The organism is Saccharothrix violaceirubra, assembly GCF_014203755.1.
Classification (GTDB): domain Bacteria; phylum Actinomycetota; class Actinomycetes; order Mycobacteriales; family Pseudonocardiaceae; genus Actinosynnema; species Actinosynnema violaceirubrum.
Genome location: NZ_JACHJS010000001.1, coordinates 2,498,597 through 2,513,799 on the forward strand (window position 1 = coordinate 2,498,597; position 15,203 = coordinate 2,513,799).

11 protein-coding genes are annotated in these 15,203 nt (G+C 70.1%); 7 read left to right on the forward strand and 4 right to left on the reverse strand.

What is annotated here, in order from left to right:
• Positions 1-13: 13 nt before the first annotated feature.
• The 4 genes from F4559_RS12135 to F4559_RS34910 are packed head-to-tail and all read right to left on the reverse strand — an operon-like array spanning position 14 to position 7,024.
• Positions 14-1,369, reverse strand: coding sequence for a hypothetical protein (locus F4559_RS12135; protein WP_184668470.1), 1,356 nt, complete (start codon positions 1,367-1,369; stop codon positions 14-16).
• Positions 1,366-2,829: a GT4 family glycosyltransferase PelF gene (gene pelF / locus F4559_RS12140; protein WP_184668472.1), complete on the reverse strand. Its 1,464-nt coding sequence runs from the start codon at positions 2,827-2,829 to the stop codon at positions 1,366-1,368. Before pelF ends, F4559_RS12135 begins: the two co-directional genes overlap by 4 nt.
• Positions 2,826-4,931, reverse strand: coding sequence for an Agd3-related carbohydrate-binding protein (locus tag F4559_RS12145; RefSeq protein ID WP_184668474.1), 2,106 nt, complete (start codon positions 4,929-4,931; stop codon positions 2,826-2,828). The genes pelF and F4559_RS12145 overlap by 4 nt, the downstream gene beginning before the upstream one ends.
• Complete coding sequence (locus F4559_RS34910) at positions 4,928-7,024, reverse strand: Agd3-related carbohydrate-binding protein (RefSeq protein ID WP_184668476.1); 2,097 nt, start codon at positions 7,022-7,024, stop codon at positions 4,928-4,930. The genes F4559_RS12145 and F4559_RS34910 overlap by 4 nt, the downstream gene beginning before the upstream one ends.
• 888 nt (positions 7,025-7,912) lie before the next feature.
• Between F4559_RS34910 and F4559_RS12155 the strand changes: the two genes are divergently transcribed.
• The 7 genes from F4559_RS12155 (at position 7,913) to F4559_RS12185 (ending at position 15,198) form a co-directional block, all read left to right on the forward strand.
• Entirely contained in the window at positions 7,913-9,169 is a 1,257-nt protein-coding gene (locus tag F4559_RS12155; protein WP_184668478.1) for a cation:proton antiporter, read from the forward strand.
• Between the two features lie 185 nt (positions 9,170-9,354).
• A complete protein-coding gene (locus tag F4559_RS12160) occupies positions 9,355-10,047 on the forward strand; it encodes an N-acyl amino acid synthase FeeM domain-containing protein (RefSeq protein ID WP_184668481.1) in 693 nt (230 codons plus the stop codon).
• Positions 10,037-11,671 (forward strand): NAD(P)/FAD-dependent oxidoreductase, encoded by a 1,635-nt coding sequence (locus tag F4559_RS12165; RefSeq protein WP_184668483.1) that lies wholly within the window; start codon positions 10,037-10,039, stop codon positions 11,669-11,671. The genes F4559_RS12160 and F4559_RS12165 overlap by 11 nt, the downstream gene beginning before the upstream one ends.
• A gap of 1 nt (position 11,672) precedes the next feature.
• Positions 11,673-12,239, forward strand: coding sequence for a carboxymuconolactone decarboxylase family protein (locus F4559_RS12170; protein ID WP_184668485.1), 567 nt, complete (start codon positions 11,673-11,675; stop codon positions 12,237-12,239).
• 3 nt (positions 12,240-12,242) lie between these two features.
• The gene (locus F4559_RS12175; RefSeq protein ID WP_184668487.1) at positions 12,243-12,962 is read left to right on the forward strand and encodes a ferritin family protein; all 720 of its coding nucleotides are present in this window, start codon (positions 12,243-12,245) and stop codon (positions 12,960-12,962) included.
• Between the two features lies 1 nt (position 12,963).
• Positions 12,964-13,677 carry an iron-containing redox enzyme family protein gene (locus F4559_RS12180; RefSeq protein ID WP_184668489.1) on the forward strand — a complete coding sequence of 238 codons (714 nt, stop codon included), beginning with the start codon at positions 12,964-12,966 and terminating at the stop codon, positions 13,675-13,677.
• A 3-nt stretch (positions 13,678-13,680) separates the two neighbouring features.
• Entirely contained in the window at positions 13,681-15,198 is a 1,518-nt protein-coding gene (locus F4559_RS12185; protein ID WP_184668491.1) for an AMP-binding protein, read from the forward strand.
• Positions 15,199-15,203 lie beyond the last annotated feature (5 nt).

Sequence of the window (15,203 nt, forward strand, 5' to 3'; positions counted from 1 at the left end):
TTTCCCTTTCTGTTCATCGGTAGTGTCGGACTTGTCCGACGCCCCGGCGGAGGGCCGTCAGCAGGAGGACCGACAGCGCGATGCCGGTGGCCAGGAACACCCGCGGCAGGCTGTCGGTGGTGAGTGGGTCCGCGACCAGTTCGGCGGTCGTCACGCAGCCGAGCGACGCACCGCCGAGCAACGCGGGCGCGAGCACCGCGCCGCCGGTCCGGACCAGGACGAAACCGAGGAAGAACACGCCGCCGAGCACCACGTGCCCGTCGACCAGGAACGCGCCGGCCGAGGTCAGCACGCCCAGCGACCGCAGTACCGCCAACAGGACCAGTGCGAGCGCGCCGAGCGCGACCAGGCACGTGGCCAGCTCGCGCAGCAGCGCCCGCCACATCCGCTCGTGGAACTCGCCGGGCCGCAACGGCTCCCGCAGGAGTCCGTCGGCGTGCTCGAACAACCGGTTGGCGCGCAACTCCACCACGCCCATGCCGAGTACCAAAGGCGCCGCGGCCACCGCGAGATCCAGCGCGCCGAGAACGTAGCGCGCGTCGACGTACAGCACCAGTGCCGCGCACATCGTGGCATAGGCCAGGCCGGGCAGGGAGTTCTTCACCAGCACCCTGGGTTCGGGCAGGCGCACGCCGTCCGCGTCGCGGTGCGCGCGTCCCGAGCGGCGGGCGGATTCCATGCCGAGCACGACGGACACGCAGCCCAGCGCCAGCACGGGCCACGCGAACCGCTCGTCGCTCAACGCCAGGTAGCCCAGCCCGCCGATCCCGGCCGGGAGCATGGCGTAGGCGAGGACCCGCTCGCGGCGGTGGAACAGCAGCACACCCACGATCTGCTGCACGGCCAACTGCGCGAGCACGAACAGCGGCACGCCCAGGCCGCCGCCGAACAGCAGCAGCGGCAACGACAGCAGTGTGCCGACGCCCAGTCCCAGCCAACCCAGGTGCAGGAACGTCCGGGTGGCCGACCCGCGGGCGTCCAGCCCGACCAGTTGGTACGCCACGAAACTCGCGCCCGCGCCCCACACCCACCCGAACGCGGTCGCGAACACCAGCGCCCGCACCGCGACCGCCGAGCCCAGCACCTCGAACGCCGCCGGGTAGGCCAGCGTCGGCAGCAGGTACAGCGGTCCGTGCAGCAGGTCGATCCGGGTGCGCCGGTCGGCGGGCGGCGCGGGCGGGTCGTCCTCCCGGCCGGGCAGCAGCGGGAACACCCGGCGGGCCAACGCGAACACGTCGGCCTCGCCGTAGTCGTCCGCCGCCGCCTGGTCGGTCACGCCCTGGCTCTCCAGCACGGCGGCGACCTGGAGTTCGTCCACCGGGTCGGGCAGGATCGGCGACACCCGGTCGACGAGGTCGGCGATCGTCACGACGGACCGCCCAGGAGTACGAGTTCGGCGTACCGCGCCTGGTAGCTGTCGTTCCAGCGTTGCAGGGTGAAGTACTCCATCACCCGCTGCCGGGCCAGCTTGCCCAGTTCGCGGCGCAGCGAGTCGTCCTTGAGCAGCCGCAGGCACGCCCGCGCCACGGCCTCGTGGTCGCGCGGCGGCACGACGATCCCGGCGTCCTCCACGGCCTCGGACACGCCGCCGACGTTCGTGCACACCGTGGTGCGACCGGTCGACATGGCCTCGACGACGGTGAACGGGAACCCTTCCGACACGCTCGTCAACGCCACGATATGACCCGCGTGGTAGGCGTCGACCTGGTTGGGCACCCGGCCCTCGAAGACCGCCGCGCCGGTGAGCCCGAGTTCCTCGACGAGCTGCACGCAGCCCGCGTGGTACGCCTTGTTGGCGGCGGGCACCGGGCCGAACATGCGTAATCGGGCCTCGGGGAGTTCCTTGTGCACCAACTGGAACGACCGGACCAGCGTGTGGATGTCCTTGAGCGGGTCGATCCGGCCGACGAACACGATCGTCGGCACGTCCGGTTCCCCCTCGGCGAGCGGGAAGTCCTCCGGGTCGATGCCGTTGTACATGGTGCTCATCCGCTTCTCGTCGGCGCCGTTGCGCAGCTGCCACCTGCGGTTGTAGCTGGAGTGCGGCGTCAACATGTCGCACAGCCGGTAGGCCGCGCACGCGAGCGCCCGGTGGAAACCCATGAGCACCCGGCGGACCGGTCGCGACATCGTCTCGTTGATCATTCCCAGGTACCGCTCGCGCAGGTACACCCCGTGCTCGGACATGATCACGGGGGTGCCGTACGCCCACTTGCCGGCGAACGCGACCAGCGCGCTCAGCCCGTTCATCGCCAGGTGGCACACGTCGGCCTTGACCGGCGGGTGCGACAACGGCCGCAGCATGTGCTCGAGCAGGTCGGTCGCGGTGATCGCGTCGCGCAGCGACAACCGCATGCCGTACCCCTCCTCGACCACGTCGATCAACCGGTCCACGGCCTCGTTCGACGACAACGCCGTGGAGACGTCCCACGACTGGGCGTCGTCGAAGAGCCGGCGCAGCGCGGCCAGGAACGCCGCCGGGCTGTCGTCGGTGTGCGGGATGAACGAGCGGAGCAGCGCTTCGTGCGTCGCGGCGAACCCGGGAGGTGTGCGTCGGGCACGCCGCGGCGGTCTGCCCCACAGCGGGATGCTCACCACCTCCACGAGGTTGTCCGGGTAGGTCCACGTCGGGCGCTCCCGACCGTCGACGGTCAGCGCCACGGCGGTGAACTCGTGCTCGGGCATGCCGCGCACGAGCTGGTCGCTCCACAGGCTCACGCCGCCGGAGTGGAACGGGTAGGTGCCCTCGGAGATCAACGCGATCCGCAGCGGCTTGCCGTCGGTGGTCGCGGTGACCGGTGCGACCGCTTTCTGCCTCGGTGTGGTCATGGGCGTGGTCTCGCCATCACGACGGCCGGCTCGCTGCCGGTCAGCCCGAGCTTGGCCACGGTGTCCGTGCCGTAGGTCTCGCCGTCGTCGCCGGACACCTGGTCGGCGTCGTCGGCGTCGCGCAGCTCGACCCCGGTCAGGAACAGCGACCCGCCGGAGCCGGGGGAGTAGGTGATCGCGCCGGTGCTCCGGTCCCACACCGCGTCGTGCCCGGAAGCCAGTTCGGCGAAGTGCGCGGTGCGGTCCCGCACGTACCCGGCCAGGGACAGCCAGTCCGGGCTCTTGAGCGGCACCCGGTAGTACTTGGCGTACTTGGCCACGGTCGCGGTGATCCAGTCGAAGCCGAGGCTGTGGCCGGGCGCGTACTCGCGGAAGTTGCCCTGGTGCAACGTGTGCGCGTAGACGGACCCGCCCAGCAGGTGCCCGGACGCGACCCTGGCCTCCTCCTCGACGAACTCGTCGTAGGTGACGTCGTGGTCGGCGTGGTCGGCGGCGGTGCCGTTGCGGCCGTACTCGGCGTTGTACTGGCTTACCTGCTCGTCGGGCTCCGTGGCCTCGAACGCGACGCTCACCGGCCAGTCCGGCACGACCAGCAGCTCGGGCCGCAGCGGGTGATAGGTCCCGCAGTTGGCGCACGTGGGTCGGTGGCTGGCGAAGGACATGTTGCCCTGGAGGTACTTGATGCCCACGTCGCGTGCGGCGTCGAGCAGGTCCTGGTTCGACCCGGTCAGGCCGAAGTCGGTCGGCGGGTCCAGCGAGTTGGGCGTCGGGTTGTACACGCCCAGTCCGGAGTACTCCGGGGTCTTGAGCACGCACGACGGGACCGGGAGCCCGGCCGCCGCGGCGAAGTCGAGGTTGCGGCTGATCTCGGTGCGGTTGACGTCGTAGGCCGTCCGGTTCATCTGGGGGTGGGTGGCGGTGTGGTTGATCCAGCGGAATTCGTTCACCATGGCCTTGGAACAGCTGCTCAACGTGTCGGGCGCGTCGTCGTCGCACGTCGCCTCGGCCGACGGTTTGAGCTTGCTGCCGTTGAACGGGAGGTTGAGCGTGAACTGCGCGGCCACCGGGTGGTCGGCGCGCAGGCGGCGTTGCGCCTCGACGGCGGCCAGCACGTCCCGACCGGTCATCCGGTACTGGCCGGCGGTGCCGTCGGCGCGGCGGCGCAGGGTGGCGTTGAACCAGTCGTCCACGTCGACCACGAACCAGTGCCGGCGCTCGCCGAGGAACACGCCCCGGTTCGCCCACCGCACCAGGCCGTAGCCGATCATCGTCGTCGACGCGGTCTCGGCACCGGTGGAGAACGTCAACGCCACGCGTTCGCGGCCGTCCGGTGCGCGGCTGCGCACCGCGACCACACCGTCCGGAGTGGACAGTATGGGTTCGGCGGCGCAATCCGGTGCCAGATCGGCGCGGTACAGGTAGGAGTGCGTCAGCGGCACGCCCGGTTCGGTGCGCAGGTCGTCGAACAGGTCGACGCCCGGACCGGTGATGGTCAGCGGCACGGCCATCGGTCCGACGTCCAGTTCGTCGCGCTGCCGCAGGCAGTAGTCCTCGGGCGTGCTGCCGGGCGCGGTGTTGAGGGCCACCTGGCGTACCCGGTATCGGCGTTCGTAGTCCCAGAGGGCTTCCCACTGGGCGCCGTCGAGCGCGCTGTTGTACACACCCGTGCCGTCGTCGTGCAGCAACGCGCCGTTGGACAACAGCACCGCGCTGTAGCGACCGGTGCCGTCGGCGCGGACCAGGCGGTCCGGCGTGACGGGCTCGGTGCCGGCGTACAGCACGTCGTAGGGGGTGCCGATGACGTCGAGCACCGACTTCCAGGCGGTCAGACCGAAGTCGTCGGGGCCGGTCGCGAGCACGAGCTGGCGCAGCGCGACCCGGTCCCCGAGTACCGCCCCGCCCGCCGGCGGGCGGGCGGGGCGGACCGGCACCTGGTGCTTGCGGGCGACCGGGAAGGGCGCGGCGGCGGCGCCGCTCCCCGGTTCGACCACATCGGTGCCGGCCGGTCCGGACGGGCTCGCCACGGTGAACGCCGCCAGTGCCAGTGCGACGACCACCAGGACGGGCATCCGCCCGCGTCGGCCGAACTCGGACATTCTCATGGGCGTGGCGTCGCCGTTCCCGTGATCGCGCCGCCGGCCTTGACCGGGATTTGCACAATGTTGTCGGAGCCGTACCGGTCGACGGTTCCGGTGACGCCGGTCACACCGGTGAGGAACAGCGAGCCGGTCGTCGCCGCGGTGTAGGTGACCTTCCCGGTCGATTTGTCCCAGACCGGATCACGGCCGGCCGCGGTCTCCGAGAAGTGAGCGTTGCGCGCCTTTACGTAGGTCGACAGCGCGGGCCAATCCGGATTCCGCAGCGGCACCTTGAACTTCGCGGTGTATTTCGCCACCACGAGCTGGAGCCAGTCGAACGTCAGGCTCTTGCCGACCGAGTACTGGCGCAGGTTGCCCTGGTGCAGCGTGTGCGCGTACGCCGAGCCGCTCGTCAAGTGCGAGAGCGTCACGTTGGATTCGTATTCGAGCTGCTCCGCGTAGGTCAGGTTGCGCGGGAACTGCGGGATCCGGCCGTTGGGCCCGTACAGCTGGTTGTAGAACAACGCCTGCTCGGCGGGCGCGGTGGCCTGGTAGCCGATGTTCGTCGGCCAGTCCGGCACCACCAGGATCTCCTTGCGCAGCGGGTGGTAGATGCCGCAGTTGAAACAGGACGGCTGGTGGCTGGTGAACGACATGTTGCCGTGCACGTAGCGAACGCCCAGGCCGTAGGCCGCGTCGAGCAGTGCCTTGTTCGACTTGGCCAGCCCGAAGTCGGTCGGGGGATCGGTGTCGGGCGCGTTGGGGTCGGGGTTGTACACGCCGAGACCGGAGTACGCGGGGGTCTTGAGGATCTCGGTCGGCACGGTCAGCCCGGCGTCCCGGCCGACCTCCAGGTTCTCGGAGATCTCCTGCCGGTTGACCGCGGCGCTGGTGAAGTTCATCTCCGGGTGGGTCAGCGTGTGGTTCACCCAGCGGAAGTTGCGCTTCAAGCACAGCGAGTAGCTGGTCAGCGAGTCGGACGTGTTCGACGTACTGCACTGCGAAGGCGCCTCGGGGTCGAGGTCGCCGCCGTTGTAGGGGAGGTTGAGCGTGAAGCCGGCCGCGGCCGGGAACTGCGTGCGCAGCGACTTCTGCTGGTTGTCGATGCCGCTCACCTCGGGCCCGGTGAGCCGGAAACCGGGGTCGGTCTCCACGTGGCCGTCGGGGTAGAGGTGGTCGCTGGAGTTGAACCAGTCGTCGACGTCGACGTTGATCCAGTGCCGCAGCTCGCCGCTGAACACGCCGCGCGTGGCCCACCGGACCAGGCCGTAGCCCAGCAGGCCGACCTGTTGCAGGCTCTCGTGCGAGGAGAACGTCAGGCCCGCGCGTTCACGGCCGTCGGTCGAGGTGCTGGTCACGCCGAGCACCCGGTCGCCGACGGTCAGCAGCGGCTGCGCGGAGCAGCCCGCGGCCACCGTCGTGCGGTACACGTACGAGTCGGTGATCGGGATCTGCGCGTCGGCCTTGAGGTAGTCGAACACCTGGGCGCCGGCGGTGGTCAGCTTCGCCGTGAAGGCACCGCCGCCCTCCTCGCCCGCGCGCAGGCAGTAGTCCTCGGGGAACGTGCCGTAGGACGTGTACAGCGACGCCTGACGCACCTTGTACGTGCTCTCGTAGGCCCACAGCGCCTGCCACTCGGCGGCGTCCAGGCCCGAGACGTAGTTGCCGGAGCCGTCCGGGTAGAGCAGCGCGTTGTCGGTCAGCAGGATCGCGTTGTAGCGGCCGGTGCCGTCGGGCAGGACGAGCCGGCCCGCGGTGAGCTGTTCGGTCTTCGCGTACAGCACGTCGTACGGCGAGCCGATCCGGCCCAGGACGGTCTTCCAGGTGGGCAGACCGAAGTCGTCCTTGTCCAGGGCGATGACCAGCGGTCGCAGCGCGACCTTGTCCGTGGCCGCGAGGGGGGCGGCGGCCTTCGGGGTGACGGAGCCGGTGAGTCTGGCCAGACGTGGCGGCGCGGGCGGCGTGGGGAGCTTGACCTGCCCGCGTATGTGCCCGTGGTGCGGGTGCGCGCTGTGCGCACCCGCTGCCGGCGCGGCCGGCAGCAATGCCGTCGCCGCGCCGGCCAGTGGCACCAGTAATGCGGCGAGCCACTTCCGGCGCGAACGGGATGTCGTCATGGTGCGACCCTTCAAAAATCGGATGAAACCGTATATTTGCGGCTTCCACGACCGGTTCACGGGCGTGCGGGGGCACCTTCGGAGGTGCCGGAACCTGAAGATCGGCGAATCTGCCGGGCTATTACCGACCGGCCGGTCGGCGGCCGGTTGTGGTGGCTGTCGGAATGTTCGGGGTCCGCGCGCTCGAAGACCTCCCTTCCGTGCGGCTGGTCGGGGTGCCATCTGGGAACGTATGGGTAATCGCCGTGGGTCGGTACCGCACTTCGTGTTATTGGGGATTCTTTTCCAGGAGCAACGCGGGGGACTGAACGGACTATCGGACGTCCTATTTGCGGGGTTCGCTCGTATGGTCGGACCTGCCAAGGCGCACGTTTGCGGTCGAACATACGGGGAAGTTGTCGGGGGTGGTGACGGCGGCCGACGTGGTGTTTTCGTCAAACGGGTTGGAATTAACTCGGATCTCCGAAGAGTCGAATATCCCCCGCGTGCGTACAATGGCAGACAATCGTCGTGAGCCATTCGCCAAATGAGACCGCGAATGCCTCGATACGTTCGTCGGTACGACAGTGGCAAACTTTCAGCGGGTGTTGCGGCGATCGGTGCAGGGCGTGGCCCGCGCGGGCGGGCCGTCCGGACGTCCGGTCGCGGACCCGGGTGGACGCGTGCCGTCGGATCGGCTGGTCGAGCGGCCCTTTACCGTCCATTGTGGATTCAACCGGTCGCCCTGTCGGCGGTAGTGGGGGGCCTGCGGCGACCGCTAGCTTGCGGACACGCCCGACGAGCGCCCGCGGCACGGCCGTGCCCGGCGTCGGACCGGCCCTCCGGGTGTCGCCGAGGGCGTCGTCCCCGGGGCTTCTCCCCTCCCGTACCCGTTACCAGGGGTTCACTGTGGACATCTCCTTGTCGATCGCGCACGCCGCCGTGGTCCTGCTCGTCGTCGTGGGACTCGCCGCCCTCGGCCGAAGGCTGGCCGCATTTGTGCGCCAACCACCCGTCGTCGGCGAGATCGTCGTCGGCCTGGCCGCCGGGCCGGTGCTCGTCGCCCTCGTCGGCCGCGACGTGTTCGCCGTCCTCCTGCCCGTCGACGTGCGCGACGTGCTGAAGGTCGTCGCCGAGGCCGCGCTCGTGCTGTACCTGGTCGGCTTCACCCGCGAACTGCGGATCGGGCCGGCCGCGCCGGACCGACGATCGGCCGTGCTCGTCTCGTTCGGCGCGTTGGTGCCACCTCTGCTATGCGGTGTCGGCTACGCGCTGTGGCTGGGCACCGACGAGGCGCTGCGCGGCCGAGCACCGGCGCCCGCGTTCGTCGTCTGCGTCGCGGTGACGCTGGCGATCACCGCGGTGCCCGTCCTCGCCCGGCTGCTGACCGAACGTCGACTGCTCGACACGCCCGAGGGTGGCCTGTCGATGACCGCGGCGGTGGTCGTCGACTGCGTCGGCTGGCTCCTGCTGTCCCTCGCGGTCGCGTTGAGCCGGGGCGAGCGCGGCTTCTTCCTCGTCGCCATGGCGGTCTTCGGCGGCGGGCTCGTGGCGTCGGTCGTGATCCGGCTCGTGCTGCGCGGCGGCGTCGCGACCCGGCTCTGCGGACGCTGGCCCCGCGTGGCCGCGCTCGCCCTCGGCGTGCTCGCGCTCGTCGTCGGTTTCGGCGTGCACGGGCTCGGGCTCACCGCCGTGTTCGGTGCCGTGCTGGTCGGCCTCGCGGTGCCCGGCGGCCGGGACTGGGACGTGCCGGTGCGCACCGTGACCCGCGTCGGCGGCCCGCTGCTGCCGGTCTTCTTCACCAGCGCCGGCCTGACCGCGCTCACCGGCACGCTCGGCTCGCTGCCGGTTCCGGCCACTCTCCTGGCCCTGGGACTGGCATTCGTGGGCAAGATCGGCGGCGGCTACCTCGGCACCCGGATGGCGGGTCGCGACCACCGGCTCTCGGTCCGGGTCGGCATCCTGCTCGACACCAGGGGTCTCACCGAGTTGGTCGTGCTCCAGGTCGGTCACCAAGCGGGAATCCTCACCCCTCCGGTCTTCCTGGCACTACTCGTGATGGCGGTTGTGACGACTGCGCTGACCGGACCCCTGCTTTCCCTGGTCGACCGCGTCCCGTTCCGCGTAGGCGGTATTTCCGGAAAACGTGACGGGCTTCCGGGCTAGTCCGTTCCCGTGAATCGGAACGCCGACCCCTTGCCGGTCGTCTGCGCCGATCAATACGGTGAACATGCAATCGGGAGGAATATTCCGCCCGACGTCACAAAGATCCACTACCGGGTGGACGCGCCGCCGACGCTTTTCGGTCTCCTTCTCCCCGTCGAATCTGTATCTGGTCATGTGGGGGCATCATGGGATGGAAGTTCGTCGAACCGTCGAAAGATCCCCGACGGCCATTACGGATATACCGGGCGACCACCGCCGAGCACCTCGACCGGGTGGACCTGCTGTGGAAAGAGGTCTACGGCCGGGAATGCGGCTGGCTGGCGGCCGGCGCGGGCACGCCGCGCACCGACGGTTTCCACCCGCACTCCGTCTACCTCCTGGCGGATGTCGACGGCGAGACCGTCGGCACCATGCGCCTGGTCCGCGACAGCCCCGAACAGGGCCTGCCGGTGGGTCGCTTCCTGCCCGTCGCCGACCTCAAGGGACCGGTCACGCTGGAGTGCCAGCGCCTCATGGTGCTCGCCGAACACCGCCGCAGGCGGTGGCCGGAGCTGCCGTTCGGGGTGCTCGCGGCCCTGATCAAGGCATGCCTGCACTGGTGCGTGCGCACCGACGTGACCCACGTGCTCGCCGACGTCTTCCTGGACACGGCGACCACGCCGATGGCGCCGCTGGTCGAACTCGGCTTCGCCGAGACCGGCCGCACGTTCGTCGACACCGAGCTGCACGAGCCGAGCAAGAGCACCGTGCTGGTGATGCGGATCAACGAGTTGGTGTCCCGTTCGTTCCGCGCGGACAACCCGTTCTACCGCTACCTCATGGATTTCGACCCGATCATCGACCTGACCCCTCTCGGAACGGCGGACCATGAGCACTGACCACGAGACCCCCCACCACGGCGGCCCGGAGAACGGACATTTCGACGTCATCGTGATCGGCGGCGGGCCCGGTGGCTCGATGGCCTCGACCCTGCTGGCGGATTCCGGCAAACGGGTCGTGCTGTTCGAGGCTACGGAATTCCCGCGCTACCACATCGGCGAGTCGCTGCTGTCGGGCACGGCCGACCTGTTGAAGAAGATCGGCGCGCTGGAGAAACTCGAACGCGACGGCTACATCAAGAAGTACGGCGTCGAATGGGTGTGGGGCGAACACCGCCAACCCTGGAAGGTCTACTTCAAGGACGCGCTCGCCATGCCGTACGACTACGGCTACCAGGTCGAGCGCGGCGCGTTCGACAAGATGCTGCTCGACAACGCCCGCGAGCACGGCGTCGACGCCCGCGAACGGCACCGCGTGACCGACTTCGGCCGCGAGCCCGACGGCACCTCCTGGGTCGCCTACCGCGCCGCCGACGGCGCCGAGGGCCGGGTCACCGCACGCTGGATCGTCGACGCCTCCGGACAGGGCGGCACGGTCACCAAACGCCTGCACGAGCGCTCGTGGGACCCGTACCTCAAGAACATGGCGGTGTGGACGTACTGGCGCGACGCCAAGCGACCCGAGGGCATCGACCACGGCAACACGTTCCTGCCCACGTTCGGCGACGGCTGGTGGTGGTTCATCCCGCTGCGCGACGGCATCACCAGCGTCGGCGTGGTCGTCGACCGCGAGACGATGCGCACCCGCCAGGAGTCGGACCTGGAGGCGTACTACCTCGAAGCCGTCGCGCGCACGCCGGAGATCGCCGACCGGCTCGCGAATGCCGAGCGCACCGACGAACTGCACATCCAACGCGACTGGTCCTACATCTACGACAAGTTCGCCGGCGACGGCTACATCGCGGTCGGCGACGCGGCGTGCTTCATCGACCCGCTGTTCTCCACCGGCGTGCACCTGGCCATGCTCGCGGGCTTCCTGGCCGCGGTGACCGTGAACACGGTGCTGGACAAACCGGAACTCGACCGCGCCGAGGTGCTGGCGTTCTACGAGAAGAACTACCGCGCCGAGTTCGCCCGGCTGCGCGCCCAGGTGTACTTCCTCTACGGCGGGCACGGCGGCACCAAGGACTCCTACTTCTGGCACGCCCGCAGCCAGTTCGACGTGCCCGGCATCGCGCCCGAGAAGGCGTTCATCTCGCTGATCGCGGGTGCGTTCACCCACCGCTCCTGGTACCGCCGGTTCCTGGAGCAGCTCGACGTGCCCGCCGAGCTGAAATCCACGGTGGAGGGGATCTTCGACGGCAAGTCGCTGGGCACCGGCGTCGACCCGGACGCGCCGCTGGTCCGCCGGGACGGCCTCGCGGTCGTCGACGACCTGGCCGTGGACGGCGCGTACCTGCGCCGCTCGCAGTCGCTGGTGTCGCCCGACGGCGCCGTGGTGCCGCTGACCGACCGGCTCACCGCGCTGCTGGACAGCGCCGACGGCACCCGCGGCGGCAACGAACTCGCCGACGCGCTGGTCAGCCGGGGCGTGCCGGCGGACGTGGCCCAGTCGGCGGTGCACGAGGCGTTGAGCTACGGCATCCTCGCGGCGCCGGCCGCCGACACGTCCACCCGGACCTGACATGGCGTTCATCGACCTGGTGTCCGACGACGCCGACAAGCCCGCCGAGGTCGAGGCGGTCTTCGCCGCGGCCCGTGAGGGCTACGGCTTCGTGCCCAACGTCCTGCGCGCCCTGGCCCACTGCCCGGACCTGCTCACCACGTTCGCGCCCTTCTGGGCGCAGGTCTACCGGTCGCCGACGATCGGCGGACGCCTGCGCGCGCTGTCCGCGCTGGGCACCGCGCAGGCCCAGTCCTGCACCTACTGCGTCGCGCACATGTCCGCGTCCGCCCGCCGCGTCGGCATGTCCGAGCAGGAGGTCTCGGCGGTCGGGGACCCGCACGTGGAGCAGCGGGTCTTCCACGACGAACGGGAGACGCTGGTCCTGGAGGTCGCCGCCGCGCTGACCCGCGACCCGGACGGCGTGACCGACGACCTGCGCGCCCGGCTGCGCCGCCACCTCACCGACGCGGAGATCGTCAATGTGGTCGTCGCGATCGGGCTCTACAACCTCACCAGCCGGTTCCTGAAGGCCCTCGACGTCGAGGTCGAGGACGTCTTCACCGCCACGCCGACGACGGGACGTTAGGCGATGACCACAGCGACAAGTCCGGCGTCCACCGACTCCGGGCGCACCCTCAAGGACGAGATCATCGAGCGGTACGGCGAGCCCGCGTGGCACGTCATCCTCACGATCTACGTGAACTTCTACTACTCGGAACTGGAGATCATCGACCTGTGCGGCCGGTGGATCCCGATCCGGGGTGACCTGCGCGAGAAGAACTACCTGCTGCGGCACGCCGCCGACGAGGTCGTGCACGCCCGCCTGTTCCAGGAGGGCGTGGAGAAGCTCGGCCAGCCGTGGGACGGCTTCGACCACGACGCGTACCGGATCCCGGACATCGACGCGCGGTTCGACAAGCTCTACGTCAGCGACGACGAGCTGGAGGTCCTCATCGGCCTCAACCTGTACGCGGAAGGCGTGCTGGCCATGGAGGAACTCGCCCAGCTCGCGCGCAACAAGCCCGAGTACTTCTACCAGTTCGGCCGGATCGAACGCGAGGAACGCCGCCATGTCGCGTTCGGCGTCACCGTCGCGAAACGCCTGGTGGCCGAGAGCGAGGAGAACCGGCAGCGGGCCCTGGCGCACCGCCGCTGGTACCGCGAGCACCTCGAGAACTACCTGAGCGGCCAGCTCAAGGACTCCATCCAGTGGGGCATCGAGGCCGGTTTCGTGGGCGACGACTACATCCAGCGCACCCGGCAGCGCTTCGACGACGTGTTTGCCAAGATCGGCCTTGGGGAGGACTGACATGACCACCCGCTACGAGACGGCCACCGCCGAGGTCGCCGCCGAACTCGCCCTGGTCGAGGAGCACCCGTTCGTCCGGACGATCCTCGACGGCAAGCTCACCAAGCCGGTGTACGCCGCGTACCTGCGCGAGTCGTACCACCTGGTGCACGAGACCCCGTTCTTCCTGTCCGCCGCCGCCTCCTACAGCCGCGACGAGGGCTGGCTCCAGGACTGGTTCCTGGACCTGGCCATCGACGAGCGCCACCACGACCGGCTGTGCGTGCACGACCTGCGCAACCTCGGCCTGGAACCGGCGGACTTCCTCGGCTCCCGGCCGGGCCTGGGCACCTGGACCATGGTGAGCCAGAACCACTACCTGGCCACGAAGAAGGATCCGGCGGGCATCATCGGGTTCGCCGCCGCCACCGAGGGGCTCGGCGCCGAACTCGCGCCCAAGGCCGCGAAGGCGCTCGTGCAGTACCCGTTCACGCACGACGCGCTGTCGTTCCTCAAGGTGCACTCCACCGAGGACGTGGAGCACATCGAAGAGGTCAAGAAGGCGTTCGAGCGCGTGGCGGAGTCCGACGAGCGCTACGAGCTGATGGTGGAGATCTGGAAGTTCACGCTGCGCGCCTACGCCCAGTTGTTCACCGACTCCGTCGAGCGCGGCGAACACGACGCGCAACTCGCGGCCCTGCTGGGCGAACCCGCCACGACGGCCGCGGGCGAGTAGCCGATGACCGACCAGGTGTGCCGACTCGCCGCCATCGTGCGCGCGCTGCCGGGGCACGGGGAGAGCACCCTCGTCGCGCGTCGCGACGGGGTGCTCGCCACCCGGTCCTACGCGGACTGCCACCGCGACGCCGTGCGCGTCGCGCGTGCCCTGGTCGCCCGGGGCGTGCGGCCGGGCGACACGGTCGCGGTGCACGGCGTGACGTCCTACGAGTGGGTGCTGGCCGACCTCGCCTGCGTGCTGGCGGGCGCGATCTCCGTCGCGCTCTACCCGAGCGCGCCGCCGGATCGGGTCCTGGCCGCCGCGCGCGAGGCCCGGTGCCGGGTGCTGTTCACCGACCAGCCCGCCCTGGCCGACGTGGCGGTCGAGTTCGACGTGATCGCACTCGATCCCTCCACAATGGACTCGCTCGGCGGCGACGCGGTCCTGCCCGAGCGCCCCGACGGGCCGTTCACCGTGGTGTCCACGAGCGGCACGCTGTCCGAGCCCAAGCTGTTCGGCGTCCACTCCCGACCGCTGCTCCACACGATGGAGCGCTTCGCCGAGCTGTACGGGATCGACGGCCGTGACCGGTTGCTGCTGTACCTGCCGCTGTCCCACCTGCCGCAGCGCATGATGCTGTACTGGGGACTGTCGGTGGGGTTGGACTTCGTGCTCTCCGACCCGGTGCACATGGTCGCCGACACCGGTCGGACCCGGCCGACGCTGAGCGTGGGCGTGCCGCGGTCGTTGGAGCACCTGCACGGCCGGGCCACCAAGGCGATCGCGGGCGGTACCGAGTCGGCCAGGGCGTACGCCACGCTGTTCGGCGACCGGCTCAAGGCGTTGTTCGTGGGCAGCGCGCCCAGCGACCCGGCCGTGCTCACGGACCTGCGCGAGGCGGGCGTGCCGGTGTACGAGGTGTACGGCACGACCGAACTGGGCATGATCGGCCTCAACCGGCCGGACGCGAACCGGCCCGGCACCGTCGGCAAGCCGATCCCGTGGGGCGCGGTGCGGCTGGACAAGGCCACGCGTGAGGTCCTGGTCCGGACGCCGACGCCGTTCCGCTACGGCGAACTCGTGGACGGCAAGGTCGTGCCGGTCGTGCGCGATCCCGAGGAATGGGTGTCGACCGGTGACGTCGGCTCGTTCGACGGTGACGGTTTCCTGACGCTGCTGGGCCGGTTGCGGGACTTCGTGCCGTTGCGCAGCGGCGAGAAGGTGTTCGTCAAGCCGATCGAGGACGCGCTGTGCCGGCGGACCGGCGCGACGCACGCGGTCCTGGTGCTGGTGGACGGCACGCGCCTGCACGCGCTGCTGTTCTTCACCCCCGAGTCGCTCCGTGACCCGGACGCGCTCGCGTCGGACGTGACGACGGTGAACAAGACCTTGCACCGCTGGGAACGCGTGCGTGCGTTCGCGGTCGTCGGGCGGCTGCCCACGGCCGAGGAGGGCTGCGTCACCGAGACCACCAAGCTGCGCCGGCACCGGATCGAGGAGGTCCACGGCCGGCACGCCGCGTGGACACCCCTACCGTGAAGGCG

Excerpts from the sequence above, each read along its gene's own strand:
- F4559_RS12175 (WP_184668487.1), top strand. The coding sequence starts at position 12,243 with ATGACCACAGCGACAAGTCCGGCGTCCACCGACTCCGGGCGCACCCTC.
- F4559_RS12160 (WP_184668481.1), top strand. The coding sequence starts at position 9,355 with ATGGGATGGAAGTTCGTCGAACCGTCGAAAGATCCCCGACGGCCATTA.
- F4559_RS12145 (WP_184668474.1), bottom strand. The coding sequence starts at position 4,931 with ATGAGAATGTCCGAGTTCGGCCGACGCGGGCGGATGCCCGTCCTGGTG.
- F4559_RS12170 (WP_184668485.1), top strand. The coding sequence starts at position 11,673 with ATGGCGTTCATCGACCTGGTGTCCGACGACGCCGACAAGCCCGCCGAG.
- pelF (WP_184668472.1), bottom strand. The coding sequence starts at position 2,829 with ATGACCACACCGAGGCAGAAAGCGGTCGCACCGGTCACCGCGACCACC.
- F4559_RS12185 (WP_184668491.1), top strand. The coding sequence starts at position 13,681 with ATGACCGACCAGGTGTGCCGACTCGCCGCCATCGTGCGCGCGCTGCCG.
- F4559_RS12180 (WP_184668489.1), top strand. The coding sequence starts at position 12,964 with ATGACCACCCGCTACGAGACGGCCACCGCCGAGGTCGCCGCCGAACTC.
- F4559_RS12165 (WP_184668483.1), top strand. The coding sequence starts at position 10,037 with ATGAGCACTGACCACGAGACCCCCCACCACGGCGGCCCGGAGAACGGA.
- F4559_RS34910 (WP_184668476.1), bottom strand. The coding sequence starts at position 7,024 with ATGACGACATCCCGTTCGCGCCGGAAGTGGCTCGCCGCATTACTGGTG.